Below are 24,787 nucleotides of genomic sequence, written 5' to 3' on the forward strand. Positions count from 1 at the left end.
AATGTTAAGAAAAAGCAGTTTTGTCTTTTGTGCTGCGTATTAAAATGAATTTTTCTTTTTTCGTTATAAAAAATATTGTTTTCTTGAATTTATGCGAAGCTTTTTTGTTAAAAATGTAATTATTTGAGCAACGCTGTAAGTGAAAACAGGCAAATTGGCGGATAATTATGCTTTTTGTCGGTATTTTATGTAAAAAACGTCCTAATTTTACTAGAAATTAGGACGTTTCAAATGTTAGAGAATATTTAATAAAATGTTTTTTACTTATTTTTTAAGAAATGATTTAACAAAAATGAAGTTGAACTGTCGTGGTTCTTAACAGTCTTAGAATTGATTTCATCTAAGATAGAATTTGCCAATTGTTTACCTAGTTCAACTCCCCATTGGTCAAAACTGAAAATGTTCCAGATAACTCCTTGAACAAAAATCTTATGCTCGTATAATGCAATTAAAGAGCCTAAGCTTTTTGGAGTTAGTTTTTGAATCAAAATAGTATTCGTTGGTTTGTTTCCAGTGAAAACTTTAAAAGGCAATAGATAAGATGCTTTTTCAGCGGCTAATCCTTGTTTGTCAAATTCTGCTTGAACCTGCGCTTCTGTTTTGCCATTCATTAAAGCTTCAGTCTGAGCAAAAAAGTTAGACATTAATTTATTATGGTGATCTTCGTTACCATAAAGAGGTTTTACAAATCCCACAAAATCTGTTGGAATTCTTTTTGTTCCTTGATGAATTAACTGGAAGAAAGCATGTTGTGAGTTTGTTCCTGGTTCTCCCCAAATAATTGTTCCAGTTTGGTAGTTAACCGGTTTTCCGTCACGACCAACACTTTTTCCGTTGCTTTCCATAAAAGCTTGTTGTAAATAAGGAGCAAGTTTGTGTAAATATTGTGTGTATGGAATCAAAGCTTCGCTTTCGGCACCATAAAAATTATTGTACCAAACACTTAATAAAGCTAAAATAACTGGAATGTTTTCATCAAATTCTGCCGATTTGAAATGTTCATCCATTTCATAGGCGCCACTTAATAAATCATTATAATTATCAAATCCAACAGCCAAAGCAATACTTAAACCAACGGCACTCCATAAAGAAAATCTTCCGCCAACCCAATCCCACATCGGGAATACATTATTTGGGTTAATTCCGAATTCTGTTACTTTCTGAATGTTTGTAGAAACCGCTACGAAGTGTTTTGCAATGTCTTCTTGAGAAGCCGATTTTAAGAACCATTCCTTAATAGTCTCAGAATTAGAAAGCGTTTCCTGGGTAGTAAAAGTTTTAGAAACAATTACAAATAAAGTAGTTTCAGGGTTTAGTTTTTTGATAACTTCATTTACGTGGTCACCATCAACATTCGAAACGAAATGAGTGTTTAAGTGATTTTTGTAAAACTGTAAAGCTTCAACAGCCATAACAGGACCAAGGTCAGAACCACCAATTCCAATATTTACAATATCAGTAAAAGCTTTTCCGGTATATCCTTTTCTTTGCCCAGAGATTACTTCTTGAGTAAAGTTTTTGATTTTATTTTTTACTTCGTAAACTTCAGGGATTACATTTTCTCCGTCAACCTTAATTACTGCCGATTCTGGAGCGCGTAATGCTGTATGTAAAACTGCACGGTTTTCTGTCTGATTGATTAATTCTCCACCAAAATATTGTGCTATTGCATCTTTTAGTCCGATCGAATTTGCTAATTCTAATAAAAGCGAAACTGTTTCCTGACTAATATTGTTTTTTGAGTAATCTACTAAAAAATCATTCCATTGCAAGTTGAATTTTTCAGCACGTGCACTATCTTGTTGAAACAATTCTTGTATTGTGGTTTCGTGAATTGCGTTATAGTGGTTCTGTAGATTTTTCCACGCTTCAGTCCCAGTTGGGTTTGTTGTGTTTAAAGCCATTTTTATCTATAATTGAGTTTGTTTTCTGAAACACAAAAATACTGAAATAACTTTTAAAAGGGGAGCGGTTTGCGATTATATAACAATAAGTTACGAAAACGTTTTATGAGTAAATCATAGCTTTTTCCAAACAACTTAAGCTGTTACAGATTTTCCGCCTTGCGTAGTATTGGTTACGGCATATTTAAGTAAGTTGTTTGCAAAAGTGTACGACCTCTTTTGAATTGTTCCTTCCCAGTTTGGAAACGAGGCTGTTTTTATTTTAAAAGTTATAGTCTTATTTGTTTCGTCAATTTCATATTCGCCAAAATGCGAATTGCTTCCCTGCACAATGGCTGCATTTTCCTCGGGTGTGCATTTGTTTTTATCTCCAGAAGCAATTTTAGCTCTTTTGTCTTTATAAATCTGAACTGCATAATTTCCTTTTTCATCAAAGAACAAAAAGCCCTTCGGGTTTACATCATATGGAAGGTTTTTGGTTCCGTCAGAATTTGTGTTTTCAACCGAAACCAAGGTCCAAGAACCTGAAAATTCAGATTTTTTTTGCGCGTGTATTGAATTTAAAATCAAAAGCGGTAGAATTAAAATTACGTTTTTCATCTTTTGAAAGTTTAATAGTTTACTTTGATAATTTCTCCATTTATAGTTTCTTCAATACTTTTTGCATAAGCATTTATTAAATCTTCAGTCGGAATATCCGCTACTTTTGCCGGACTAATAGCATTTATTCTGATTCCTCTTTCTAATTCTAACGAAGTTGCCAAAACAAAACTTTTGATTCCGCCATTTACAATCGCTTTACTAATATTGTTCTTTACGGGTTTATCGCCCATTTTTCCTGAAGTGAGTGTAAATGATCCGTTATCGTTTAAATGTTTTTGTCCAATTAAAACCAGATTAATTTGCCCAAGCAATTTGTTCTGAATGCCAATATTTAGTTTTTTTTCGTCAAGCGAAAGTAAATCACCTGTGTAGCAATCGCCCGCCACACAAATACAAGCATCAATGTTTTTAACTTCTTCGAATAGTTTTTCGATCGAATTTGAATCTGATAAGTCGACTCTGAAATCTCCGCTGTTTCTTCCAGCCGAAATTATTTCATGATTTTTTTCGAAAGCAGGATACAATATTTTGCCAATTTCTCCATTTGCTCCAATTAAAAGTATTTTCATTTTGCAGATTTTTATTTGTTAGCTGAAACAAAATTAAGAGGTTAGCATTCTCTGAAAATTGTACTTATTGGTACTAAAATTGTATTTTAGCATAATGACAAACAAGAATTTATATCTTCCCTTTGAAGTTGATTTTAAAGAACTCGAACAGTTTCCGAAAACTATTAGGAAAAACAATTTCTTTGAATTGATTTATATTGTTGATGGAAAAGGAATTCAGGTTATCAATAACAATAAATTTCAGTACCGAAAAGGGAATATGTTTTTGGTAACGCCACAAGATGTGCATTCATTTGAGATTATAACGCCAACAAAATTCTTTTTTCTTCGATTTAATGAATATTATGTAAAAGCAGGTTCTCAAAATGGGCAATCTGAAGCCGTTTTGCGAATGGAGTATATTCTTCAAAATGCAAGTCATCGCCCAGGATGCATTTTGAAAAATCAAATTGATAAACCTTTAATTGCTTCTTTAGTAGAGAATATACTCAGTGAACAAAACAATCAGCAGATTTATCATCAAAAGATTATTGAGCAGATTGTAAATACAATAATTACAATTGTGGCGAGAAACATTGCTTTGAAACTTCCAAAGAATATTAAAGAAACAACCGGAGAAATGGTTCTTGAAATTCTACATTATATTCAAGAGAATATTTACAATCCAAAAGAATTAAAATCAGAAAAAATAAGCGAATATTTCAATATCACGCTTAATTATTTGGGTAAATATTTTAAAAAGCAAACGGGAGAAACACTGCAAGAATATATTGCAAACTATAAATTGAGATTAATTGAAGCCAGACTTTTGAATAGCGATATGCGAATTAATGAAATCGCAGATGAATTAAATTTTTCTGACGAAAGCCATTTAAACAAAGTTTTTAAAAAACATAAGGGAATGAATCCTTCTGAATTTAGAAAAAGATATTCCTAATAATTAAGAGGTTTAATTACCAAAACTTCCACCAAGGCCTCTTGTTGATTTCTATGACTTTTTTAGTAGTATCAACATCAATTCTTTTCGGAGATTCGGTTTTGATTTTAGAATCATCAAAAAATAATTCACCATTATCACTCATTCCGAGTGGAGATTTTGTTCTTTCTTTCCAAATTTCAGTTTGTAATTCTGGGATTAAAACGGCATCGATTTTTTCGCGAAAGCGCTTTTGAGCTTTTTCTATAATTTCTTCTTCTAAGTTTGAAGATGAATTTTTGAAAAGCGAAATCGAATTGTCTGGAATGTTTAAAAGGAAAACTTGGGTTTTATCGCCAATTTTCTGAATGTCCAATACCTTAAAATAAGCGATTGAATCTAAAAGATAATGTCCAATTTTTGCCGAATCAGGATTAAATTTTGACAAATCTTTGGCATGCGCGCTTGCAATCAAATATCTGAAATTTCCAGAAAGACCTCCGCCAATCGAACTCATATCGGTAAAACCTTTTTCTTGAATAATTTGTCCGACTTTATAATTTAAAATTAAACTTTCAGGAAGAGTTGTGTCTCTGTAAAATAATTTTAAACCAGAAAAAGTTTCATGATACATGGTTTTGAGGCGATCATTTTTCATGATTTTCGATTTTATAGAATAGATGTTTTTAATATCTCCATTTTCTAACGATGTCTTTTCCAAATAGATCTTCAGCAATTTCTTCAGTCCATTTTTCTACTTGTTCTTGTCCAACTTCGCCGAAAAGATCAGCTTGTGCAAAAATTAGACAGCCTTTAATATAATCATCAACATCTTGGAACATTTTTGTTATGAAAGGTTTAGTGTCGTGATCGTAATAATAGATTTCTTTTGTTTTGTTATGAAAACAGAACATATTTCCATTTCCTAAGTAATCACTAAACGTAATTAGGTGTGGTAACAAAATTTTATCTTCTTTTGAGAATTCAGGCCCATAAGGATTGTCTTCTTCCCAGATATCTTTGATCCACATAATATCTTCAAAGCTTTGTAATTCTTCGCCAATATCAGCAATTCCTAAAGTATTATAAAAAGTCTTCAATCCGCTGGGTAAGGTAGTTTTTAGACGCTTCTCTAAATTTTCAATTTCCTCAATTGAAATTGGAGATTTTAGTTCATTACTCCAATTTTCTGCTAACGATTCAATGATTAATTTTGATTTTTCATCCCAGCCAATATCGCCTATTTTTTCAAAAGGAATAATGATGTCACTTTTCTGATTGATATCTGTCATGATTGTTTTTTGGTAAAAAAAGGTCTTATAAATTACCAATGCTGTCTAACTCTCTTTTAAGAGGTTCAATCTGTGTCATAAAACGGGTTCTGTCATTTCCTGTCAAAGATTCTCCAGTTGGGAGATTCAATCGAAGTGCATCTACTTGTACGCCATTTTTCCAGAAACGATAACAAACGTGCGGACCAGAAGCTAAACCTGTGCTTCCAACCAAACCAATTGTCTGACCTTGCGTAACGCGCTGTCCGCGACGAACCAGGATTTTAGACATATGTAAATATTGAGTAGAGTAGGTTCCGTTATGTTTTACTTTTACAAAATTTCCGTTTCCTGCTGTATATCCTGTAGTTTCTACAACTCCAGAAGCAGTAGTAGAAATTGGTGTTCCTGTTGGAGCCGCATAATCAGTTCCTTTATGTGCTTTCCAAGTATGTTGTACGGGATGAAATCTATTCATGGTGAATCGAGAAGTGATTCGGCTGAATTTAATCGGAGTTTTTAGGAAGAAATTTTTAAGTGTTTTCCCTTGATCGTCATAATATTCAATTTTCCCAGAAGTGGTGTCTCTTTCAAAGGGAAAAGCATAAACGATTTTTCCTTTGTACTCAAAAAATGCGGCTTCTAGATCTTCAACACCATCATAGGTTTTTCCGTTAATGAAACGTTCTGTGAAAATTAATCCGTAACGATCACCTTTTTTAAGTTTGAAAAAGTCAATAGACCAAGAAAAGACTTTTGTAATTCTGCCGGCCAAAGCTGTTTCTACATCTTCACCTCCTAAAGTTTCAGATAATGAAGTTTTTAAAACGCCTCCAATAATTTTTCTTTTTAAGGTTACTGGTTTTATTTTTTTATAAGCTTTTGCAATACTATCTCTTAAATCAATAACATAATAGCTTAAAGCATCTGGCTGATAAATAAAAACCTGCAAATTGTTGGTTTTGTTTTTGGAGCGAAGTAAAGTGAAAGGCTTTCCGTAACGAATGTTTCTAACATTGAAAGTATCTTTTACCTGTTCAACAATTTCATTTACTTTTTTGTCTCCAATATTTTGGCTTTGCATGATCGAGCCAAAAGAATCTCCTTTTGAAATAGTGTCATTAACAACATTAAAGTCTGCGTAATTAAAACCGAATTCTATTTTTTTGGTTGCTGGTTTAGTAATTTTTGCTTCTACTTTTTCTTCTTCTTTTTTACATGAAAAAATAGAAAACAAGACAATTAAAATTACGACTGCTTTTTTCAAACTTTATAAAATTTTTGTGGTGAAATTAAACTTCAGTTTCATTTCCCCAATTGGACAATTCTTCTTCGGTCCACAATTTAGGAAAAAAGATGCGTCTTTGGTATTTTGGGTGCATATATTTTTGCCAGTCGCTTCCGCCTGTAGCTTCTCCGTTTCCTTTTCCACTTTCCAAGATGTATTTTCTTGCAGTATTAAGATGTTGCATTACCCAAGTAATATTTACCGTCTTGTCATAATGGCGCATTGCTGCAATTAGTTCTGCATTTTGCTGATCTTCAACTGGTAATTGGATGAATTTTTGCCAAAGGTTTTTTGTTTTGAAAGAAGCCATTTGTCTTAAAAATGGCTCTTTGTATTTTTTTTCAAACTCATTTAATAAGTATGATTTTTCGCCTGTTTGATAATCTTTTCCGGCTGCTTGCCAATAAAGGTGTTCAAAACTGGTTTCCAAATCGGTGTTTTCGTCAAAGTTTGCTTTGTATCTGCGATCTGTTAAATTGATAACATCAGTCGAAGCAAATTCGATCATTCTATATTGCGCGCTTTGGAATCCGCTTGCTGGAGTAAGAGTGTTTCTGAATTTCATGTATTGGTCTACTTCCATTCCGTTTTCCATAATGCTGAACGAATTGGTAAGCATGTCAAAATATCGTGTAATTCTTGATAATCTTTCGCTAAAAAAATCAACCTGAATGTTTTCTGCTTCAGCAATCTGGTCAATTTCCCACAAAATCATTTTGAAGATTAATTCGTTAACCTGATGGTACATGATAAAAACCATTTCGTCAGGAAGTGTAGTGCGCTGAATTTGTAAATTTAATAGGGCATCAGTTTGAATGTAATCCCAATACGTAATTGGTTTGGCCCAAAGCAATCCTTCTAACTGAACATCAGTTTTTTGATTTATGGCTTGAAATTTTAGGTCAATTTCTTTTAAAATTGCTTCAGAATGATCTGTAGGGTTCATTATTTTTTTGCTTTAAGTGGACTTTTTAATCCTTTATATTCATCGAGATCGGCTTTGAGAGATCCTACGGCCAAATCTGCTTTAATTCTAATCGGAACTTTGTTTACATCGTCTGTTATCCAGAGTGTTAAACTTTCTTTTTCTTTAAATACTCTTCCTGTCTGCACCAATGGTTTGAAAACCATCGTAGAAACGGTTCCAAATTTAGTCGTAATATCTTGACGACCTACATATTTTAACTTAAATTTTGTGATTTCATCATCAAAAAACATGTCGATTGTAATGGCTTCTCCCGATTTAAGTTTGTCGATGTTTGGATGGTTTCTCAGAAAATAAAATGCAGAAACAATATCTTGTACTTCTTCTGAAACCATGATGGTTTTTTCTGATTTACGCTTATAGTCTTTTACTAAAACTTTATTTTCTGTTTGATTGAAAAAACCTTCTTGATTTTTAGTGTAACCTCCTTCGTCGATTTTTCTAACATAACGATAAGGTTTTCCTGTTTCTTTGTCAAAATAACTTTCATATAAATCTTCTACTTTGAAGAAAAATTTGGACATTCCAGTTGTGTAACCTTTTCCAACAGAGTGATATACTTTTTTATTGTTAATGATGGCATCTTTAACTTCAAGTGTTGCATATCCAGCATTTACAAATCCGTAATGTATTCTAAATTTGAAATATTCTCCTGTGTCGAAAGCGTCTTCTTTTTGTGGGCTGAAAGCAAATAGAGTTAGTGATAATATGATAAGGATGATCTTTTTCATAGTACAATCTTTACATTTAATTATAAAGGTAGACAAATGCAAAATCTATTCCAAATGTACCAAAACAAAAAAACTCAGTCAAAGATGACTGAGTTTTTATGCTATTAACTAACCAAAAAACTATAAATTATGAAATTTATATCAATTCGGAAGGAAACCACCCCTTCCTGATTTGCGAGTGCAAAGATAGATAGAAAGTTCAAAAATAAAATAGCAAAAGTCAAGTTTAACATAACATTTGCAAAAAAAGCATCGTTTTTTGGAGAATTATGCTGTTTTGTGCATGAAAATTAACAATTTACAGTGTTCCTCTCAATTCTTGCTCTCTTTCGATAGACTCAAAAAGGGCTTTAAAGTTACCTGCACCGAATCCTTTTGCACCCATTCTCTGAATAATTTCGAAGAAAAGCGTCGGTCTGTCTTGAACTGGCTTGGTAAAAATCTGTAATAAATAGCCATCTTCGTCGGCGTCTACCATGATCGCTAATTTTTCGATTTCATTTAAATCTTCTTTCATCATATCCATATGAACACCCAATCTTTCTGGAATTGCTTCGTAATAAGTATGAGGAGGGGCAGATAAAAATTCAACACCGCGAGCTCTTAATTGTGATACTGTTTTAATAATATCATCTGTCGCAATAGCGATATGCTGAATTCCTGGTCCACCATAGAAATCTAAATATTCTTCAATTTGAGATTTTTTCTTTCCTTCTGCTGGTTCGTTGATTGGGAATTTAATTCTTCCGTTTCCGTTAGACATTACTTTACTCATCAAAGCAGAATATTCTGTAGTGATTTGTTTGTCATCAAAAGATAGGAAATTCACGAATCCCATAACTTCTTCGTAGAATTTTACCCAAGTATTCATTTCATTCCAACCTACATTTCCAACCATGTGGTCAATGTATTTTAATCCCGTTGGTTCTGGATTAAAGTCAGATTTCCATTCTCTGTAACCTGGCAAGAAAACTCCATTGTAGTTTTTTCTTTCTACAAAAATGTGAACTGTTTCTCCGTAAGTATAAATTCCAGAACGAACTACTTGTCCGAACTCATCTTCTTCAACAGTTGGTTCCATGAAAGAACGTGCGCCACGTTTCATAGTTTCTTCATAAGATTTTGTAGCGTCTTCAACCCAAAGTGCTGCAACTTTTACTCCGTCGCCATGTTTTTTCAAATGTTCGTTGATTGGAGAATCAGCAGTTAAAGGTGTCGTTAAAACAATTCTGATTTTGTCTTGTTTTAAAACATAAGATGCTCTGTCTCTTACTCCAGTTTCTAATCCGGCATAAGCCAAAGATTGATATCCGAATGCAGATTTATAATAATGTGCCGCTTGTTTTGCGTTACCTACATAAAATTCTACATAATCTGTTCCTAATAATGGAAGGAAATCTTGTGCTCCTTCAAATATTTTCTCTAATCCGTATTCTACTGATTTTACTTCTTTGCTCATAATTAGATAATTTGATAATGAGAAAATGAGATAATTCTTGAAATGCGTTAATTTTCTAATTGACACATTTTCTAATTTTCTAATTCCTCCTTGATGTTGATATTATTTTATTTAAAATTTTTAAAATTTCTGAAAGATCATTTAATAAACGTTTGCAATTTGGATATTCTCTATGAGCATCACATAAAAACAGCCAATACTCTGTTTCATCTGTTTCCTTGATTGCAATTTTTAGTTTATGAATAAAATCAGCTTTGTTTTCTGCATTTTGGGACTCTTTCGAAATAGCTCCAATTGATGTTCCGCTTTTTAATAACTGATTTGCAATTACGAATTTCTTTTGATCTTGAAGTTCTGTTGTGTAATCAATTATATTTAGCGCGAAGTTGAAAGTCTTAATTAAAAGAGCGTTGTCTTTGTATTTTTCGTTAAAAGTCATTTGTTTAATATGATAATTAGAAAATTTGATAATGAGATAATTAATTTGTAGGTTTAAAATTACAATATTTAATTGTCTAATTTCTAAATTGACACATTTTCTAATTATCTAATTGACATATTGCCACATTAAAAAATTACTCCGTCCACGATTTATAGTACTGACCGTCATCCAATCCCATAGCTTCTTCAGTAACCATTAATGGACGGAAAGTATCCACCATAACAGCTAATTCTTGAGTTTCTTTGTGACCAATACTGCGTTCCATTGCGCCTGGCGCTGGTCCGTGCGGAATTCCTTTTGGGTGTAAAGTGATATGACCTTGCTCGATATTATTACGGCTCATAAAATCACCATCAACATAATATAGTACTTCGTCAGAATCTATATTGCTGTGGTTGTATGGCGCCGGAATAGCTTTTGGGTGATAATCGTAAAGTCTTGGGCAGAATGAACAAACAACAAAAGTTGCTGTTTCAAAAGTTTGGTGTACTGGTGGCGGTTGGTGAACACGCCCAGTTATAGGTTCGAAATTGTGAATTGAAAATCCGTATGGAAAATTGTAGCCGTCCCAGCCTACAACGTCAAACGGATGTGTGGCATAAACCACTTCGTGCATCATGCCTTCTTTTTTGATTTTAATTAAAAAATCACCTTTTTCGTCATGCGTTTCCAATTCATTTGGCAAAATAAAATCACGCTCGCAAAATGGAGAATGTTCTAAATGCTGACCCGATTGGTTTTTGTATCGTTTTGGAGTATAAAACGGAGAATACGATTCTACATAAAATAATCGGTTATCTTCTGTTTCGAAATCAATCTGATAAATAATACCGCGAGGAATAATTAAATAATCACCATATTCAAAAGGAATATTTCCTAACATGGTTCTTAATTTTCCCTTTCCTCTATGGATGAAAAGCATTTCATCGGCATCGGCATTTTTGTAGAAATAATTTCGAAGCGATTCTTTCGGAGCAGCCAAACCTATGATGCAGTCTTTGTTGACCAGCATAGCTTTTCGGCTATCCAGAAAATCATTTTCAGGTTTCAATTCAAAACCTTTAAAAAGAAGTGATTTTATATTTTTTCCGATTGCAATTTTAGGTTCAATCGAATAAGAGTTTAAAATTTCTTTAACCTGTGTTGGTCGGTGTACATGATATGATAGCGACGAATGTCCATGAAAACCTTCAGTTCCGAACAATTGTTCGTAGTAAAAACCTCCATTTGGTTTTTCAAATTGGGTGTGTCGCTTTTGAGGAAAATCCCCAAGTTTATGATATAGTGGCATGGCTTTTCAATTAGATAATTAGTAAATTAGATAATTCGAAAATTTGAATTGCAGAGATAAATAACCAGTTCAATTTTTGCAATTGACTGATTATTTCAATTCGATAGAGCCATTACTCAGGATTTCTCTTGATGAGGAATTGAAGATACTCTAATAAACCTGTCCAATTTGTTTTCATTATAACAAATGTCGTAATTTTTTCGGAGTAAAAATAAAAATTATATTATTTATAACTATAAAATAACTTAGTTTTTTTGATTTAATTTTTATGATGTAAAAAAATAGGCAGAATTTATTGAAGTATTCTCGATTATACTACTAAAATTGAAACCCGATACTAAACCACGTAAAGCTTTTTGACATTTCTGGAGACCAAGATTGTTTTACTTCGATAGGACCAATGATAGTTTCTAAGCCATAACCAACTGCATATCCTGTATATTTTGGCATAGAAATCCAATCGACAGAAGAGAAAATATCATCTCCTAAATTGGCAAAATTAGCAGATACATTGATGTGGTTTTTTTTGAAGATTTCGTAATCAATATTAATATCAGCTTTAATATAACTGTTGCCGGCAATACTTAGAAAATCATATCCGTAGAAATAATTGAAATTATTTATTTTGTTGTAGCCATAGCCTCCCAGTATAAAATCAAAAAACGGAACGCTGTCGCTGCCAATATTAAATCCAGCGTCGGTTCCAAATTTTATAGTTGCTCTTTTAAATAAAGGTCTAACAATTGACACCTCTGCTTTTGCAATCGAAAAAGGTTTAAATTTATTGGTGTAATCTGACGATGCCATGTAAGTCTGCAGATCGGTAGAAAAATACAATCCAGAATTTGGGTAATATTTTTCATCTAGAGAATCGTATTTTAAATAAGCAAAGGCACTAAAATAATTGCTCTTTTCAATGATGTTGTCTTCGTTTGTAAGAGTTGGCGAGCTAATTTTGAGATACTTATATTCTAAACCACCGCCCATTAAAAATTTCTGCACAAAAATAGTTTGGAAATAGGCCTGATTGGTTAAATCCATAAAGTCAACATTAATAAGGTTGACATTTGGGGTTTCTTTAAGAACGCCGCTCAAACTAGTTGTTACATTTCGATTAAATTGATTCAATCTAGAACGGAAACCAAAACTGATGTTAAAACCATTTTCGACATAATAGTTAAAATCATATCTGAAATTATCACCCAAAATAATATCTAGAGAAGTAACATCATTTTTTAAGAAAGTCTTTTTATGCGTTAGATTTAATAAAACAGCACTTTTGTAAAGACCATCATAGTGAAGCCCAAGTTTTAAATAAGTCTGAGTTGGATTTTCTCTTAAAACTAAATCAAGATCGTCTTTATCGCCATCTGGCTGAAGGCAATATGAAATGGTGCTAAAGTTTTGTGTAGCATTTAAGTTGTTAATTCCAGCTTTAAGTCCATCATAAGTTATGGTGCTTCCAGGCTTAAAACGAAGTTTACCGCGAATATATTCTTTGGTGTAATTTTCTAATTTATCAGTATTTATATCTTGAATATGAAGAGTATCTGAAACTAGTTTTAATTTTGGTTTTTTGTAGAAATTATTTTCATCCGTCAAGGTTTTGAGTTTTTCATAGACAGCAAAAGCCGCTTCTTCTCCTTTTCTGATGATTTCTTCACCTCGGTCAAATGAAATAACACCAAAGTCACGAATATCTGGTTTGATATAAACATCAGTATCTTTTCTTTTGTTTTTCATTTTTTCGATAGATTGCAGATTGGTAATCTGAACCAAAATTCTCGTGGCATTTTTAAGGCTTTTTCTTTTCAGCAAATCATCCTGAACATCGACCCCAATAATAATGTCAGCACCAAGATTGCGAACTTCTTGTATTGGGTAATTATTTACAACACCGCCATCAACCAATAAATTTCCATCAATTTCTACTGGAGTAAATAGGGAAGGAAAAGCCGCACTTGCCATCATGGCTTGAACAAGATTTCCTTTATTTAATAAAACTTCTTCGCCAGTTTCAATATTGGTTCCGATACATAAAAATGGAGTTGGCAGTTTGTTGAAATCACGAACATGACGCACATTTCTAGTTAAACTGCTCAATAAATTATAATTGTACATTCCTTTTGAAAGAGCTTCTGGAATACCAATTCTGAAATTGCTAAAAGGTAAAACAATCGCATATAATTCGTCATTTTTTTTGCCGTAGAAGTTTTTGGATGAACGCGGAATATAATCGTTTATTAATTCGTCAAAATTGGTTTTTTTGAAAATCGAATCAATTTGCGAAGCGTTGTAGCCAGAAGCATAAAGTCCGCCAATTACAGAACCCATACTGGTTCCGCCAATATAATCAATTTTGATTCCGGCTTCTTCCAGAACTTTTAAAACTCCGATATGCGCAAAACCTTTGGCGCCGCCACCGCTAAGAACTAAACCAATTTTGGGTCTTTTAACGCTGTCTTTTTTGATTTCCTGTGAAAATGATTTCTGCGAAAATAAAAGTGTCATTATGAAAATGAGAGTTGACACGCCCCAGATGGAAATGGAAAACTGTGAGAGGCAAAAGGTTATTTTTTCCTGCCAAAAAAGAGCGACCCAAGAAGCTCCTTTTTTGGGATTGGAAAAAAATCCTTTTGACCGAGTATTTGAAATGGACAGCTGGTTTAGGCGCATAAACTATTAGCTAATTGTTTTGTAAAAGTCGGCAATTTTTTGACTTTAATATATTGTATTACTCTGATTTACTTTTTAGCAGTGTTAACTTATTGTTCTTGTTAAATTTCCATCTGTCAGTGTGCCATCTTGCGGCACCTCTGCAGGTAGATTCAAATGTTTTATCTTTTTTATTTATTGCTACATCACAAAATTCACTGCATTGAGGGCTGGAGTCTGATGGTATTTTTGCTTCTTTAAACAAACCATTTGCCGGATTGTAAATAAAGATTTGGTAAACCCTGTAAACTCCCATTCCATCATCTGTATGGTAAACGGAAAAATCTTTGTAACCATCAAAATTATAATCTTCTATTTTGATATTTGATTCTTTACCTGTAATTGAACCTGAAATTTCGATGTTGAGTATAATTTGTGGCTTATTGTTTTTAGAAGTTTGCACTTCTAATTTTTCAGAATCTTTCGGTAGATTTATTTTTATTTTTGTTTGATCCTTTTGATAAAACTCAATATTTTTTTGACTGAAACAATTTGCAGAAAATAAAATAAGGATATACAATATTGCTATTTTCATTCTTAAGATTGATTACTGTGATAAAATTCGACAATTTTTTTGGCTTTAGAAACACCTACAACCGCTGAAATTTCTTTTTCTGTGGCCAATTTCAATCTTTTAACACTTTTGAAATGTTGTATTAACGTAGTCATGGTTTTTTCGCCAATTCCTGGAATGCTTTCAACCGAAGAATTAAGTGCCGATTTGCTTCGTTTGTCTCTATGAAATGTGATTCCGAATCTATGCGCTTCGTTTCTTAAATGCTGAATGACTTTTAAAGTTTCTGATTTTTTGTCTAAATATAACGGAATCGAATCGCCTGGATAGAAAAGTTCTTCCAAACGTTTTGCGATTCCGATAATAGCCACTTTTCCTCGTAATCCTAAATCATCAATACTTTTTAGTGCTGCCGAAAGCTGTCCTTTTCCACCGTCAATAATAATTAATTGCGGCAAAGGTTCATTTTCGTCTAACAATCTTTTGTAACGGCGATACACAATTTCGGTCATCGAAGCAAAGTCGTTTGAGCCTTCAACAGTTTTGACATTAAAATGACGGTAATCTTTTTTGCTCGGTTTTCCGTCTTTAAAAACTACGCAAGCCGCAACCGGATTTGTTCCTTGAATGTTCGAGTTATCAAAACATTCAATATGGCGAGGTTCAGACGGAAGACGTAAATCTTTCTGCATCTGTGCCATAATTCGATTAACATGACGATCGGGATCTACAATTTGTAATTGTTTTAATTGTTCGATTCGATAGAATTTCGCATTTCGAATAGACAAATCCAGAATCTGTTTTTTGTCTCCAAGTTGCGGAACGGTTATTTTAATGTTTTCGCCCAAATCCATTTCAAAAGGAACAATAATTTCTTTTGATAATAATTGAAAACGCTCGCGAAGTTCTACAATGGCCAATTCTAACAATTCTTCATCACTTTCGTCGAGCTTTTTCTTCATTTCTAAAGTATGAGAACGAATAATTGAACCGTGAGAAATTTGAAGGAAATTGACGTACGCGGCGCTTTCATCAGAAATAATCGAGAAAACATCAATGTTGGTAATCTTCGGATTGATAATGGTAGATCTAGATTGATAATTCTCTAGAACTTCAATCTTTTCTTTGATTTTCTGTGCTTCTTCAAACTGTAGATTCTGCGCATAAGCGTTCATTACTTTCTTAAAATCCTTCAAACTTTCTTTGAAGTTTCCTTTCAAGATTTCGCGAATCGCGTTAACCTGTCTTTGGTATTCTTCCAATGGTTCCAAACCTTCGCATGGGCCTTTGCAGTTGCCAATATGATATTCCAGACAAACTTTAAATTTCCCTGAATTAATATTCGATTCGCTCAAATCGTAATTGCAAGTTCGAAGCGGGTACAACTCTTTAATTAAATCTAAAATCGTATGTACTGTTTTGAAACTGGTGTAAGGACCAAAATATTCAGAGCCGTCTTTGACCATGTTTCGAGTTGAAAATATTCTCGAAAAAGGTTCTTTTTTAATACAGATCCACGGATACGTTTTGTCATCGCGAAGCAAAACATTGTATCTCGGTTGAAGCGTTTTAATTAAATTGTTTTCCAGTAAAAGCGCATCGGTTTCTGTTGGAACTACAATGTGTTTTATGGTCACGATTTTTTTTACCAATACGTTAGTTTTGGCTGTATCGTGAATTTTATTGAAATAAGAGGAAACCCTTTTTTTTAAATTTTTAGCTTTTCCGACATACAAGATTTTCCCGTCTTTATCATAATATTGATAAACGCCTGGATTATCAGGCAACGTTAAAATTTGAAGATCTAAGGACGGTTTTTGCATTCTATTGTGTTTCTGAAGATGTTCGAGAAGCTTTTCAAAAACCATTCCGATTTCTAAAAGAAGCTTAACATTGAATTAGTTTCAAATTTACAAAATCAAAAGAATAATTTCTATATTTAGATTTTATAATTCACATGAAAAATAGTGCTCCATTGGTTATTTTTGGCGAATCGATTTTGCCAGGAGAACATAGAACCATAAATGTCGAAATTGCTCGACTTCATACTACAACAAAACTAAATATTCCGGTTATTGTGCGCCGTTCCAAGCATGAAGGCCCTGTTGTTTTATTTTCTGCAGGAATTCATGGGGATGAAATTAACGGTGTAGAAATTGTTCGTCAGATTATCAGTAAAAAAATCAATAGACCTGCACGAGGTACAATAATTTGCATTCCAGTAATCAATATGTACGGTTTTGTGAATAAATCTCGCGAGTTTCCAGACGGACGTGATTTGAATCGTGTTTTTCCAGGAAGTAAAAAAGGTTCGCTTGCCAGTAGATTTGCCTATCATATTGTCGAAGAAATTCTGCCGATTTTAGATTATGCTGTCGATTTTCATGCAGGCGGTGCTAGCCGTTTTAATGCACCTCAAATTAGAATTACCGAAAATAATCCTGAATTGAAAGTTTTGGCCGATATTTTTAATGCGCCTTTTACACTTTATTCTAAAAATATAAGTGGTTCTTTCAGAAAAACTTCTGAAAGTGCAAATGTAAAAATGTTGCTTTTTGAAGGCGGAAAATCATTAGACATCAATAACGAGATTGCAAATCAAGGTGTTTTAGGTACAAAACGTTTGCTCTATTATTTAGGAATGCTCGATTCTAAACAAATTATGGAACCCGCATTAACGCCTTCAATTTATATAAAACAATCCATTTGGCTTCGTGCAAAATGTTCTGGACTGCTTCACGATTTTAATTTGGTTGGGAAATTTGTAACCAAAGGCACTATCTTAGCCATCATTACAGATCCGTTTGGGAAATTTGAACAAAAAGTCAAAGCGCCACATGATGGTTATGTAATCAACGCCAACCATTCGCCAATTGTTTATGAAGGCGATGCCATTTATCATTTATCTAAAACCCCAGATGACAATGCCGACGAGTAAAAAAGAACTTCGCATAGAATATAAAAATCTTCGTAAAGCACTTTCTTTTGATGAAATAGAAGAAAAAAGTCTCGCAATTGCCAATCAATTAATTCAAATGCCAATTTGGGATAAAACGTATTACCATGTTTTTCTTCCAATTGAAGAACATAAAGAAGTAAATACCGAATATATTCTGCATTTGCTTTCTGGAAAAGATAAAGAAATCCTGATTTCGAAAAGTGATTTTGAAACTAGAAAAATGACTCATTTTCTTTTAACAGATAATACTAAAATTAAAAAGAACGAATACAACATTCCTGAACCTGTTGACGGAATCGAAGTGCCTTCGTCTAAAGTTGAAGTTGTTTTTGTGCCGCTTTTAGCTTTTGATATTTTTGGAAATCGAATTGGATACGGAAAAGGTTTCTATGATAAATTTCTTGCCGAATGCAAACCTGAAACAATCAAAATCGGACTTTCTTTTTTTGAATCGGTAAGCCAAATTGATGATGTTTTTGAATCTGATATTAAATTAGATTATTGCGTTACGCCAGAGAAAATTTATACATTTTAATTTTGCATCCTAGCGTTCAAAATTTAATGCCACAGATTAAAGGATTAAAAAGGATTAATCTTTTGGAATCATTTTAATCTGTGGCAAAAAAAAAAACTTTTTGTTGTCGACATGCTGGGTGTAGACGCACTGAAGTGCGTCTCTACAATTCAAACGAATAAAAAAATTTATGCCACAAAAAAATAATCCATTTAATCATTTTAATCTGTGGCAAAAAATCTTCACATTAAAAAAAATATTCCACACGAAATGCCTTTAAAAATAAGGGATTCTCATTTTATTTTCACGTAAGAAAAATATTTGTAAAAAATTTGGCACGATTTTGATACTCGAAAAATTGCAAATAATCGCCTTTAGTAAATCCGGAATGCTAGTCCTTATTTGAAGCCTATAACCTTTTATTAATTTTTTTTAAAACTTACTTTATGAGAAATCTTAATTTCTTTATGATGGCATTCCTTGTACTTACTATTTTCGGCTGTAAGAAAGTTGATTATGCTACCGTGGAAACTGCAGATTCTACCGCAGTTGCAGCTACGACCGATTTAATTGAAGAGGAAAATTATATTCCTGAAACCAATACAGAAAGTTATGCGGCATTAGAAGAAAATCCGTTTGAATCTCCACTAAAAGAACCGCTTTCTACTTTTTCTATCGATGTTGATAATGCATCGTATACCAATATCCGCAGATTTATAAACGAAGGGCAGAAAGTTCCAAAAGATGCTGTTCGTGTTAATATCCACAGCCAGATGGTGAAGATCCGTTTTCTATAAATACAGAATATAGCGATTGTCCATGGAATAAAAATAGCCGACTGCTAAAGATTGGTCTGCAGGGAAAAAATATTCCAATGGCAAATTTGCCGGCTACTAATCTAGTTTTTTTAGTGGATGTTTCGGGTTCTATGGATGAACCAAACAAACTGCCATTACTAAAAGAGTCGATGAAAATTTTAGTGAAAGAACTTCGAAGCATCGATAAAGTTTCGATTGTAGTTTATGCAGGATCTGCGGGAGTAGTTTTGGAGCCAACTTCTGGAGATAATAAAGATGAAATTATGGACGCTTTTGACGATTTGCACGCAGGCGGAAGCACGGCTGGTGGTGAAGGAATTGAATTAGCTTATAAACTCGCACAACAGAATTTTATCAAAGAAGGCAATAATAGGGTAGTGATAGCTACGGACGGAGATTTTAATGTTGGTGCTTCTACTGATGATGATATGCTGAAATTGATTGAGCAGAAAAGAGAGTCTGGCGTTTTCTTAACCGTTCTTGGATTTGGAATGGGGAATTACAAAGACAGTAAAATGGAAATTCTTGCCGATAAAGGAAACGGAAATTATGCTTATATCGATAACATTCAGGAAGCGAATCGTTTTCTTGGAAAAGAATTTAAAGGTTCTATGTTTGCTATCGCAAAAGATGTAAAAATCCAAATTGAGTTTAATCCAAATCATGTTCAAGCATACCGATTGATTGGTTATGAAAACCGAAAACTGAATGCTGAAGATTTTAAAAATGATAAAATTGATGCGGGCGAATTAGGTAGCGGACATTCGGTTACGGCTTTGTATGAAATTATTCCGACTGGTGTAGACAGTAATTATGTTCCGTCTGATTTAAAATATACAAAAAGACAGAAAGTATCTGAAAATCATAGTAATGAACTAGCTACAGTAAAATTTAGATATAAAAAACCTGATGGCAATAGAAGTATTGAAATCGTAAATGTAATTGCAGATAAGAAAACAGACCTAGAAAACAGTTCTCCAGATTTCAAATTTATGACAGCAGTTTCTTGGTTCGGACTAAAATTGCGCGATTCAAAATATATTGCCAACAGTTCAAGTTCTGATATTAAAAGATTAGCGAAATCTGGTTTGTCAAATGACGAAGACGGTTACAGATCTGAATTTTTTAGGTTGGTTGATGCAGTGAATTAATTAGTTAAATTCCAAAAAAATAAAAATCCCAAATTCCAAAACAGTAATCGGAATTTGGGATTTTTATATTTAAATATTTTAAAATCTTATTTCACTTCTTTAATTGTTGAAGAATCAATCCAACCTTGTGTTCCATCTGTCAGCTCGATTTTTTTCCAGCCAGCAATGCTTTCCAAAACATAAACTTTTGCTCCTTCGTGCAATAAAATAATGCCATTTAAAGATTTTTCAGGTTTGTGTCGTACTTGGCTTAATTCAGAAAAAACAATAGCAACACGATCGTTTTCAAAATGACTTTTTTCTGATATTCCAGCAGAAATGCTTAAAGCAAACGCAACCAGAATGATAAACATCCCAACAAAATAAATTCTTTTTGCCAATGTAGCATTTGAAAAATAATACCCGATAAAACTCAATAAAAATACAAAACCAAGTACAACAGAAATTTTAGCCCAAGTATTATAATCAAAAATAGAGGTAAAGTTCTGAATCAGTTTGGCGAAACCTACTTTTGGAACTTCTTTAATTTCGTCGATAGTCAGTTTTTTGGCAAATTTTAAGTTGTTTAAAGTCTCTGGATCATTTGGTTTTAAAACCAAAGCTTTTTCATAATTATAAATCGAAGGCGCAACCTGATTTAGCTTGTAATAACAATTTCCAAGATTAAAATACAATTCGGCAGACTGTAATTTATCTTCTTTTATGATGTTCTCATAAACCTGTGCAGCTTCTTTATATTGCCCTTTTTGGTACAATGCATTAGCCGATTCAAAACGACCTTGCGCAAAGAAAACCTGCGAGATGAATAAAAAGAGATATAATATGTTTTTCATCTTATTTTGTTTAAACCTAACAAGTTTTTAAAACCTGTTAGGTTTGTTTTATTACGTTTAAACAATCTGTTTTTCTAATTCAGAAATAATCATAACCGCTTTATCATAATCCTGCTGAATCGAAGCGCTCGATGCTGGTGCATAACGTGCAAATTCGCAGTTTTCAGTCAAAGCAATAAAATTCTGAACTGTTTCTGCATTTGCATTTCTAGACAATAGCAATTCTCTAATATTGTCTTTGCTCATTTCTGAAGTTTCAATATGCAGTTTAGCTTTCAAGAAATTGTGCATTGCTTTTTCAAGTGCGATATAGAAAGGCTCTTTGTTGTTAAGATGTTTCTTCGCTTGCGATAAATATTTCTTAGCCAGCTTATTGTTCATTCTTATTCTATTTCCAGTAACATCACTATCCATAGCTTCTTTTTTCTTTCTAGCTAAAATGATAATCGGAATAATGATGAATGGAGCAAATAATAATCCTAAATACAGATTTGAATCATAAAAATCATTTTTAGCAATCGGAATCAATGCTGTTTTAGATTTGATATTCTTGAAATGATCTGCTGTCGCTACAGCATTTTTAGATGCTGACGCTCCTGTATTTGCCTCTGCAGGTGTTGGTCCATCAAGAACATCAATCATAATTTCTTTTGAAGTGATGGTTTTATAAGATCCCGTACTCAAATCAAAATACGAAAACTGCATTGGTTTGATGGTGTATTTTCCTCTGTATTGCGGTACAATCGTGTATTTGTCTGTAATTCTACCAGACATTCCATTCAATGAGGTAGTTACTTGCTCATCATGAACAGGATCGTACATTTCTAATGCGTTTGGAACAACTGGTTTTGGAAGCGTAAATAACTTCATATTTCCAGTTCCCTGAGCGCTTACGATTAAGTCAAGACCTTCACCATTTTTAAGCGTTGTTTTTGATGGAGTAACAGTAAAATTGAATCGTCCGACAGCGCCTGTAAATCCTTCTGGTTTATTGGTTTCAGGAAGCGGACGCACATTGATTGTTTTGGCACCAGCAGAAACTACTTTATTGTCTTCTGCAATAATCATTTGACCAAACATATCACGACGATTTGTTGGCAATTGTACGCCAATATCTAGTGAAAGAGGTTCAATAGTAAGCCTTCCTGATTTCTGAGGATATAAAATGGTCTTTTTTAAGATTACATAATAAGCCTGCTGTCCTTGGTAAGAACCTTGTTGAACAGAAAGCTGCTTAACATCAATATTCTGATTCCAGAAATCATTGTATTTAGGTTTTGCTAATTCTTTAAAACCAGTAACACCAATATTATTAAAATATAATTTATAAACGACTGTTATTGGTTCATTTAAGTACGGATTTGTTTTTGAGATTTCCGCGACGAGTTCCAATAATTCATTTCCAGATCCTTGCGGTCTGTCATTTGGATCTCTTTCTTGAGCAACTGCATTGGTTACTGTAACTTTTATTGGATTGGTTTTGTAAACCTGACCATTAAATTCTATCGCTGCCTGTTTGATTGTAATAGATCCTTTTCGCTCAGGCTGTATGATATAAGAATATATTTTTTGAAAAGAGCTACGTCCATTTATCCAAGACTGGCTAATCTGCTGGCTTGGTCCGGCAACCATTTTAAATCCATCAAAAGAAGGCTGTTCGAAATTATCTCCGTCAACATTCATAATGAAATCAATGCGAAGTCTTTCGTTTAGTCCAAGTGTATTCTTGCTGACTCTGGCTTCAAATTGCACCTGAGCCATCAATCCTTGAAAAGTGAGTAGAAATAGAATTAAATATCTTTTCATTCCTTGTTTTAGTCGTTGTTTATTTAGCTGTTAAACTGTTTAACCGTTAATCGTTTAACTGTATATCTGATTAAACAAATAAACAATTAAACGATTAAACTCAAAATCCTACCAGTCTTTTTCTGTTTTCTTAGGATTTGCTTTTACTTTCTGAGCATTTACTTTGTCCTGAATTTTCTTTTCTTCATTATTTACCGCATCTAATAAATTCTGAACACGCTCTTTTGATATTCCTCCAGGCTGTGGTTTTGGCTGTCCTTGGTTGTCAGATTTATCGTCTTGCTTAGGATCGTTTTTGCCATCTTTTTTGTCTTTGTCCTGGTCGCCTTTATCGTCTTTTTTATCTTTATCCTTGTCTTTATCTTTATTATTGTCCTTGTTTTTGTCTTTATTTTTATCCTTATCCTTGTCTTTGTCCTTGTTTTTATCTTTGTTCTGATCGTTTTTAGGAGGATTTTCTTTTAGTTTTTGTTTTGCATAAGCATAATTGTAACGCGTTTCTTCATCGGTTGGATCGTTACGAAGGGCTTGTTTGTATGCTTCAACTGCCTGAGTATAATCTTTCTCTTTCATGAAAGTATTTCCAAGATTATGATAAGCCTTGTGTTTTTCAGGTTTTGTTTTGGCATTCTTTATCGCTTTCGCGTAAGCAAATTTAGCTTCCGAAATCTGATTTTGTCTATAAATGGTATTTCCTAAGTTATATGCCGCAGCAGATTTTTTAGGAAATTTTGATTCCGAGATTCTATAGTTTGCCTCAGCATCAGTAAATTTATTCTGTTTATATTCTTCATTCCCAGCAGGCAATGTTTTATCTTTTTCTTGAGCAGAAACTGCAAAAGAAACGGTTAGTAAAATATAAAGGAGTAAATTTTTCATTCTAATTTTGTTTTCTGTTCTGAATTTCATTCTGAACATTTATTTCTTTTCATTAAATAAATCCAATTCTTTAATCCAGCTTGTTTTTCTTTCCAACAAGAAAATGTCTAGGAAAAGCAGTAAAAATGCAAATCCGATAAACCATTGAAACTGCGATTGAAATTCGGCCATTTGTGTAGCTTCAAATTCTGTTTTCTGAATATTGTTTAAAGCATTTTTTACATACTCTAAAACTTCTTTTGTGCTTCCGCCATAAACATAACCACCTTTTGTTGCTTTTGCAATTGTTTTTAAACCTTCTTGATTTAATTTGGTGATTACGGTCTCTCCGTTTTGATCTTTTTGATAGCCTCTTACAACGCCATTTTCTTTTAACGGAATTGTTCCTCCTCTTTCTGTACCAACACCAATGGTGATGATTTTCATTCCCAATTTATTAGCCTCTTCTGCCGCAGCAGCTGCGCCTTCAGAATGATCTTCACCGTCAGAAATAAGGATTAATAATTTGCTGGTTTTGCTTTTTTCATCAAAGTAAGTCGAAGACAATTTAATCGCCTCGTCCAAAGATGTTCCTTGAGATGAAACCATTCCTGGACTCATGCTCTGTAAAAACATTTTTGCAACACTGTAATCTGATGTAATTGGCAAGACTGGGAATGCGCTTCCTGCGTAAGCTACTATTCCGATTCTATCACTTCCTAAATTATTAATAATCTGAGAAACCAACTGTTTACTTTTATCCAAACGGCTAGGAACAACGTCTTCTGCCAGCATACTTTTAGAAACGTCGACAGCAAAAACAATATCAATACCTTCTCGTTTTACGGTTTCCATTTTGGTTCCGATCTTCGGATTTACCAAACCAATAATCAAACAGGTAAGAGCCAAAAGAATAACTACAATTTTTAAAACAGGTTTAAAAACCGATTTCTCAGGACTCAATCTTTTTACCATTTCCAAATCACCAAATTCTCGCTGTGTTCTTCTTTTCCAATACAAATTGAAAAGAAAAATACATACCACAATCGGGATTAGTATTAAGAGATATAAATATTTTTTTTCGTCTAATTCCATTTTTTAATTCTAGTTCTCAGTCGCAGTTTTCAGTCACAGTTTTCAGTTGTAAACTGTAAACTGTA

21 protein-coding genes and 1 pseudogene are annotated in these 24,787 nt (G+C 33.2%); 4 read left to right on the plus strand and 18 right to left on the minus strand.

The genetic code is table 11. The annotated features are described in order from the left end of the window. Positions 1-260: 260 nt before the first annotated feature. From pgi to DMB71_RS09470, 3 genes are all read right to left on the minus strand, one after another. On the minus strand, positions 261-1,904 hold the full coding sequence (gene pgi / locus DMB71_RS09460) for a glucose-6-phosphate isomerase (protein ID WP_111365609.1): 1,644 nt from the start codon (positions 1,902-1,904) through the stop codon (positions 261-263). Between the two features lie 135 nt (positions 1,905-2,039). Next, positions 2,040-2,504, minus strand: a complete 465-nt coding sequence (locus DMB71_RS09465) for a lipocalin-like domain-containing protein (protein WP_111365611.1) — start codon at positions 2,502-2,504, stop codon at positions 2,040-2,042. An 11-nt stretch (positions 2,505-2,515) separates the two neighbouring features. Beyond that, positions 2,516-3,076 (minus strand): short chain dehydrogenase, encoded by a 561-nt coding sequence (locus DMB71_RS09470; RefSeq protein WP_111365613.1) that lies wholly within the window; start codon positions 3,074-3,076, stop codon positions 2,516-2,518. Between the two features lie 94 nt (positions 3,077-3,170). Between DMB71_RS09470 and DMB71_RS09475 the strand changes: the two genes are divergently transcribed. Then, on the plus strand, positions 3,171-4,013 hold the full coding sequence (locus DMB71_RS09475) for an AraC family transcriptional regulator (protein ID WP_111365615.1): 843 nt from the start codon (positions 3,171-3,173) through the stop codon (positions 4,011-4,013). Positions 4,014-4,029: 16 nt separating this feature from the next. Here DMB71_RS09475 and DMB71_RS09480 read toward each other — a convergent pair whose 3' ends face one another. The 11 genes from DMB71_RS09480 to uvrC all read right to left on the minus strand — a co-directional run bounded on the left by DMB71_RS09480 (position 4,030) and on the right by uvrC (position 16,511). Continuing rightward, positions 4,030-4,650, minus strand: a complete 621-nt coding sequence (locus tag DMB71_RS09480) for a hypothetical protein (protein WP_111365921.1) — start codon at positions 4,648-4,650, stop codon at positions 4,030-4,032. A 28-nt stretch (positions 4,651-4,678) separates the two neighbouring features. Then, entirely contained in the window at positions 4,679-5,284 is a 606-nt protein-coding gene (locus tag DMB71_RS09485; RefSeq protein WP_111365922.1) for an SMI1/KNR4 family protein, read from the minus strand. Positions 5,285-5,309: 25 nt separating this feature from the next. Further along, positions 5,310-6,530 (minus strand): peptidoglycan DD-metalloendopeptidase family protein, encoded by a 1,221-nt coding sequence (locus DMB71_RS09490; protein ID WP_111365617.1) that lies wholly within the window; start codon positions 6,528-6,530, stop codon positions 5,310-5,312. A gap of 25 nt (positions 6,531-6,555) precedes the next feature. Next, a complete protein-coding gene (locus DMB71_RS09495) occupies positions 6,556-7,497 on the minus strand; it encodes a tryptophan 2,3-dioxygenase family protein (RefSeq protein WP_111365619.1) in 942 nt (313 codons plus the stop codon). Then, on the minus strand, positions 7,497-8,267 hold the full coding sequence (locus tag DMB71_RS09500) for a DUF3108 domain-containing protein (RefSeq protein ID WP_111365621.1): 771 nt from the start codon (positions 8,265-8,267) through the stop codon (positions 7,497-7,499). The genes DMB71_RS09495 and DMB71_RS09500 overlap by 1 nt, the downstream gene beginning before the upstream one ends. 298 nt (positions 8,268-8,565) lie before the next feature. After that, a complete protein-coding gene (hppD, locus tag DMB71_RS09505) occupies positions 8,566-9,726 on the minus strand; it encodes a 4-hydroxyphenylpyruvate dioxygenase (protein ID WP_008465353.1) in 1,161 nt (386 codons plus the stop codon). A gap of 79 nt (positions 9,727-9,805) precedes the next feature. Continuing rightward, positions 9,806-10,165, minus strand: a complete 360-nt coding sequence (locus tag DMB71_RS09510) for a four helix bundle protein (RefSeq protein WP_111365623.1) — start codon at positions 10,163-10,165, stop codon at positions 9,806-9,808. 136 nt (positions 10,166-10,301) lie between these two features. Beyond that, complete coding sequence (locus DMB71_RS09515; protein WP_111365624.1) at positions 10,302-11,459, minus strand: homogentisate 1,2-dioxygenase; 1,158 nt, start codon at positions 11,457-11,459, stop codon at positions 10,302-10,304. Positions 11,460-11,777: 318 nt separating this feature from the next. After that, complete coding sequence (locus DMB71_RS09520) at positions 11,778-13,970, minus strand: patatin-like phospholipase family protein (RefSeq protein ID WP_394336382.1); 2,193 nt, start codon at positions 13,968-13,970, stop codon at positions 11,778-11,780. A 223-nt stretch (positions 13,971-14,193) separates the two neighbouring features. Next, on the minus strand, positions 14,194-14,709 hold the full coding sequence (locus DMB71_RS09525) for an XAC2610-related protein (protein WP_111365626.1): 516 nt from the start codon (positions 14,707-14,709) through the stop codon (positions 14,194-14,196). Between the two features lie 2 nt (positions 14,710-14,711). After that, positions 14,712-16,511: an excinuclease ABC subunit UvrC gene (uvrC, locus tag DMB71_RS09530; protein ID WP_111365627.1), complete on the minus strand. Its 1,800-nt coding sequence runs from the start codon at positions 16,509-16,511 to the stop codon at positions 14,712-14,714. A gap of 134 nt (positions 16,512-16,645) precedes the next feature. On the opposite strand from uvrC, the gene DMB71_RS09535 reads away from it, so the two are divergent. From DMB71_RS09535 to DMB71_RS09545, 3 genes and pseudogenes are all read left to right on the plus strand, one after another. Beyond that, a complete protein-coding gene (locus tag DMB71_RS09535) occupies positions 16,646-17,626 on the plus strand; it encodes a succinylglutamate desuccinylase/aspartoacylase family protein (RefSeq protein ID WP_111365628.1) in 981 nt (326 codons plus the stop codon). Continuing rightward, positions 17,613-18,182, plus strand: a complete 570-nt coding sequence (locus tag DMB71_RS09540) for a 5-formyltetrahydrofolate cyclo-ligase (RefSeq protein ID WP_111365924.1) — start codon at positions 17,613-17,615, stop codon at positions 18,180-18,182. Before DMB71_RS09535 ends, DMB71_RS09540 begins: the two co-directional genes overlap by 14 nt. A 572-nt stretch (positions 18,183-18,754) precedes the next feature. After that, positions 18,755-20,130 (plus strand): annotated as a pseudogene (locus DMB71_RS09545) (vWA domain-containing protein); the annotation flags it as partial. A gap of 86 nt (positions 20,131-20,216) precedes the next feature. Here DMB71_RS09545 and DMB71_RS09550 read toward each other — a convergent pair. From DMB71_RS09550 to DMB71_RS09565, 4 genes are all read right to left on the minus strand, one after another. Continuing rightward, the gene (locus DMB71_RS09550; RefSeq protein ID WP_111365629.1) at positions 20,217-20,963 is read right to left on the minus strand and encodes a tetratricopeptide repeat protein; all 747 of its coding nucleotides are present in this window, start codon (positions 20,961-20,963) and stop codon (positions 20,217-20,219) included. Positions 20,964-21,020: 57 nt separating this feature from the next. After that, entirely contained in the window at positions 21,021-22,769 is a 1,749-nt protein-coding gene (locus DMB71_RS09555) for a BatD family protein (protein ID WP_111365630.1), read from the minus strand. Between the two features lie 108 nt (positions 22,770-22,877). Beyond that, on the minus strand, positions 22,878-23,648 hold the full coding sequence (locus DMB71_RS09560) for a tetratricopeptide repeat protein (RefSeq protein WP_111365925.1): 771 nt from the start codon (positions 23,646-23,648) through the stop codon (positions 22,878-22,880). Between the two features lie 39 nt (positions 23,649-23,687). Further along, positions 23,688-24,722, minus strand: a complete 1,035-nt coding sequence (locus DMB71_RS09565) for a vWA domain-containing protein (RefSeq protein WP_111365631.1) — start codon at positions 24,720-24,722, stop codon at positions 23,688-23,690. Positions 24,723-24,787 lie beyond the last annotated feature (65 nt).

Source organism: Flavobacterium tistrianum, assembly GCF_003254545.1.
Taxonomy (GTDB): Bacteria; Bacteroidota; Bacteroidia; order Flavobacteriales; family Flavobacteriaceae; genus Flavobacterium; species Flavobacterium tistrianum.

Bases quoted from the DNA above. Each gene is read 5' to 3' on its own strand.
- pgi (WP_111365609.1), bottom strand. From the start codon at position 1,904: ATGGCTTTAAACACAACAAACCCAACTGGGACTGAAGCGTGGAAAAAT.
- DMB71_RS09465 (WP_111365611.1), bottom strand. From the start codon at position 2,504: ATGAAAAACGTAATTTTAATTCTACCGCTTTTGATTTTAAATTCAATA.
- DMB71_RS09470 (WP_111365613.1), bottom strand. From the start codon at position 3,076: ATGAAAATACTTTTAATTGGAGCAAATGGAGAAATTGGCAAAATATTG.
- DMB71_RS09475 (WP_111365615.1), top strand. From the start codon at position 3,171: ATGACAAACAAGAATTTATATCTTCCCTTTGAAGTTGATTTTAAAGAA.
- DMB71_RS09480 (WP_111365921.1), bottom strand. From the start codon at position 4,650: ATGAAAAATGATCGCCTCAAAACCATGTATCATGAAACTTTTTCTGGT.
- DMB71_RS09485 (WP_111365922.1), bottom strand. From the start codon at position 5,284: ATGACAGATATCAATCAGAAAAGTGACATCATTATTCCTTTTGAAAAA.
- DMB71_RS09495 (WP_111365619.1), bottom strand. From the start codon at position 7,497: ATGAACCCTACAGATCATTCTGAAGCAATTTTAAAAGAAATTGACCTA.
- DMB71_RS09500 (WP_111365621.1), bottom strand. From the start codon at position 8,267: ATGAAAAAGATCATCCTTATCATATTATCACTAACTCTATTTGCTTTC.
- hppD (WP_008465353.1), bottom strand. From the start codon at position 9,726: ATGAGCAAAGAAGTAAAATCAGTAGAATACGGATTAGAGAAAATATTT.
- DMB71_RS09510 (WP_111365623.1), bottom strand. From the start codon at position 10,165: ATGACTTTTAACGAAAAATACAAAGACAACGCTCTTTTAATTAAGACT.
- DMB71_RS09515 (WP_111365624.1), bottom strand. From the start codon at position 11,459: ATGCCACTATATCATAAACTTGGGGATTTTCCTCAAAAGCGACACACC.
- DMB71_RS09520 (WP_394336382.1), bottom strand. From the start codon at position 13,970: ATGACACTTTTATTTTCGCAGAAATCATTTTCACAGGAAATCAAAAAA.
- DMB71_RS09525 (WP_111365626.1), bottom strand. From the start codon at position 14,709: ATGAAAATAGCAATATTGTATATCCTTATTTTATTTTCTGCAAATTGT.
- uvrC (WP_111365627.1), bottom strand. From the start codon at position 16,511: ATGCAAAAACCGTCCTTAGATCTTCAAATTTTAACGTTGCCTGATAAT.
- DMB71_RS09535 (WP_111365628.1), top strand. From the start codon at position 16,646: ATGAAAAATAGTGCTCCATTGGTTATTTTTGGCGAATCGATTTTGCCA.
- DMB71_RS09540 (WP_111365924.1), top strand. From the start codon at position 17,613: ATGCCGACGAGTAAAAAAGAACTTCGCATAGAATATAAAAATCTTCGT.
- DMB71_RS09550 (WP_111365629.1), bottom strand. From the start codon at position 20,963: ATGAAAAACATATTATATCTCTTTTTATTCATCTCGCAGGTTTTCTTT.
- DMB71_RS09555 (WP_111365630.1), bottom strand. From the start codon at position 22,769: ATGAAAAGATATTTAATTCTATTTCTACTCACTTTTCAAGGATTGATG.
- DMB71_RS09560 (WP_111365925.1), bottom strand. From the start codon at position 23,648: ATGAAAAATTTACTCCTTTATATTTTACTAACCGTTTCTTTTGCAGTT.
- DMB71_RS09565 (WP_111365631.1), bottom strand. From the start codon at position 24,722: ATGGAATTAGACGAAAAAAAATATTTATATCTCTTAATACTAATCCCG.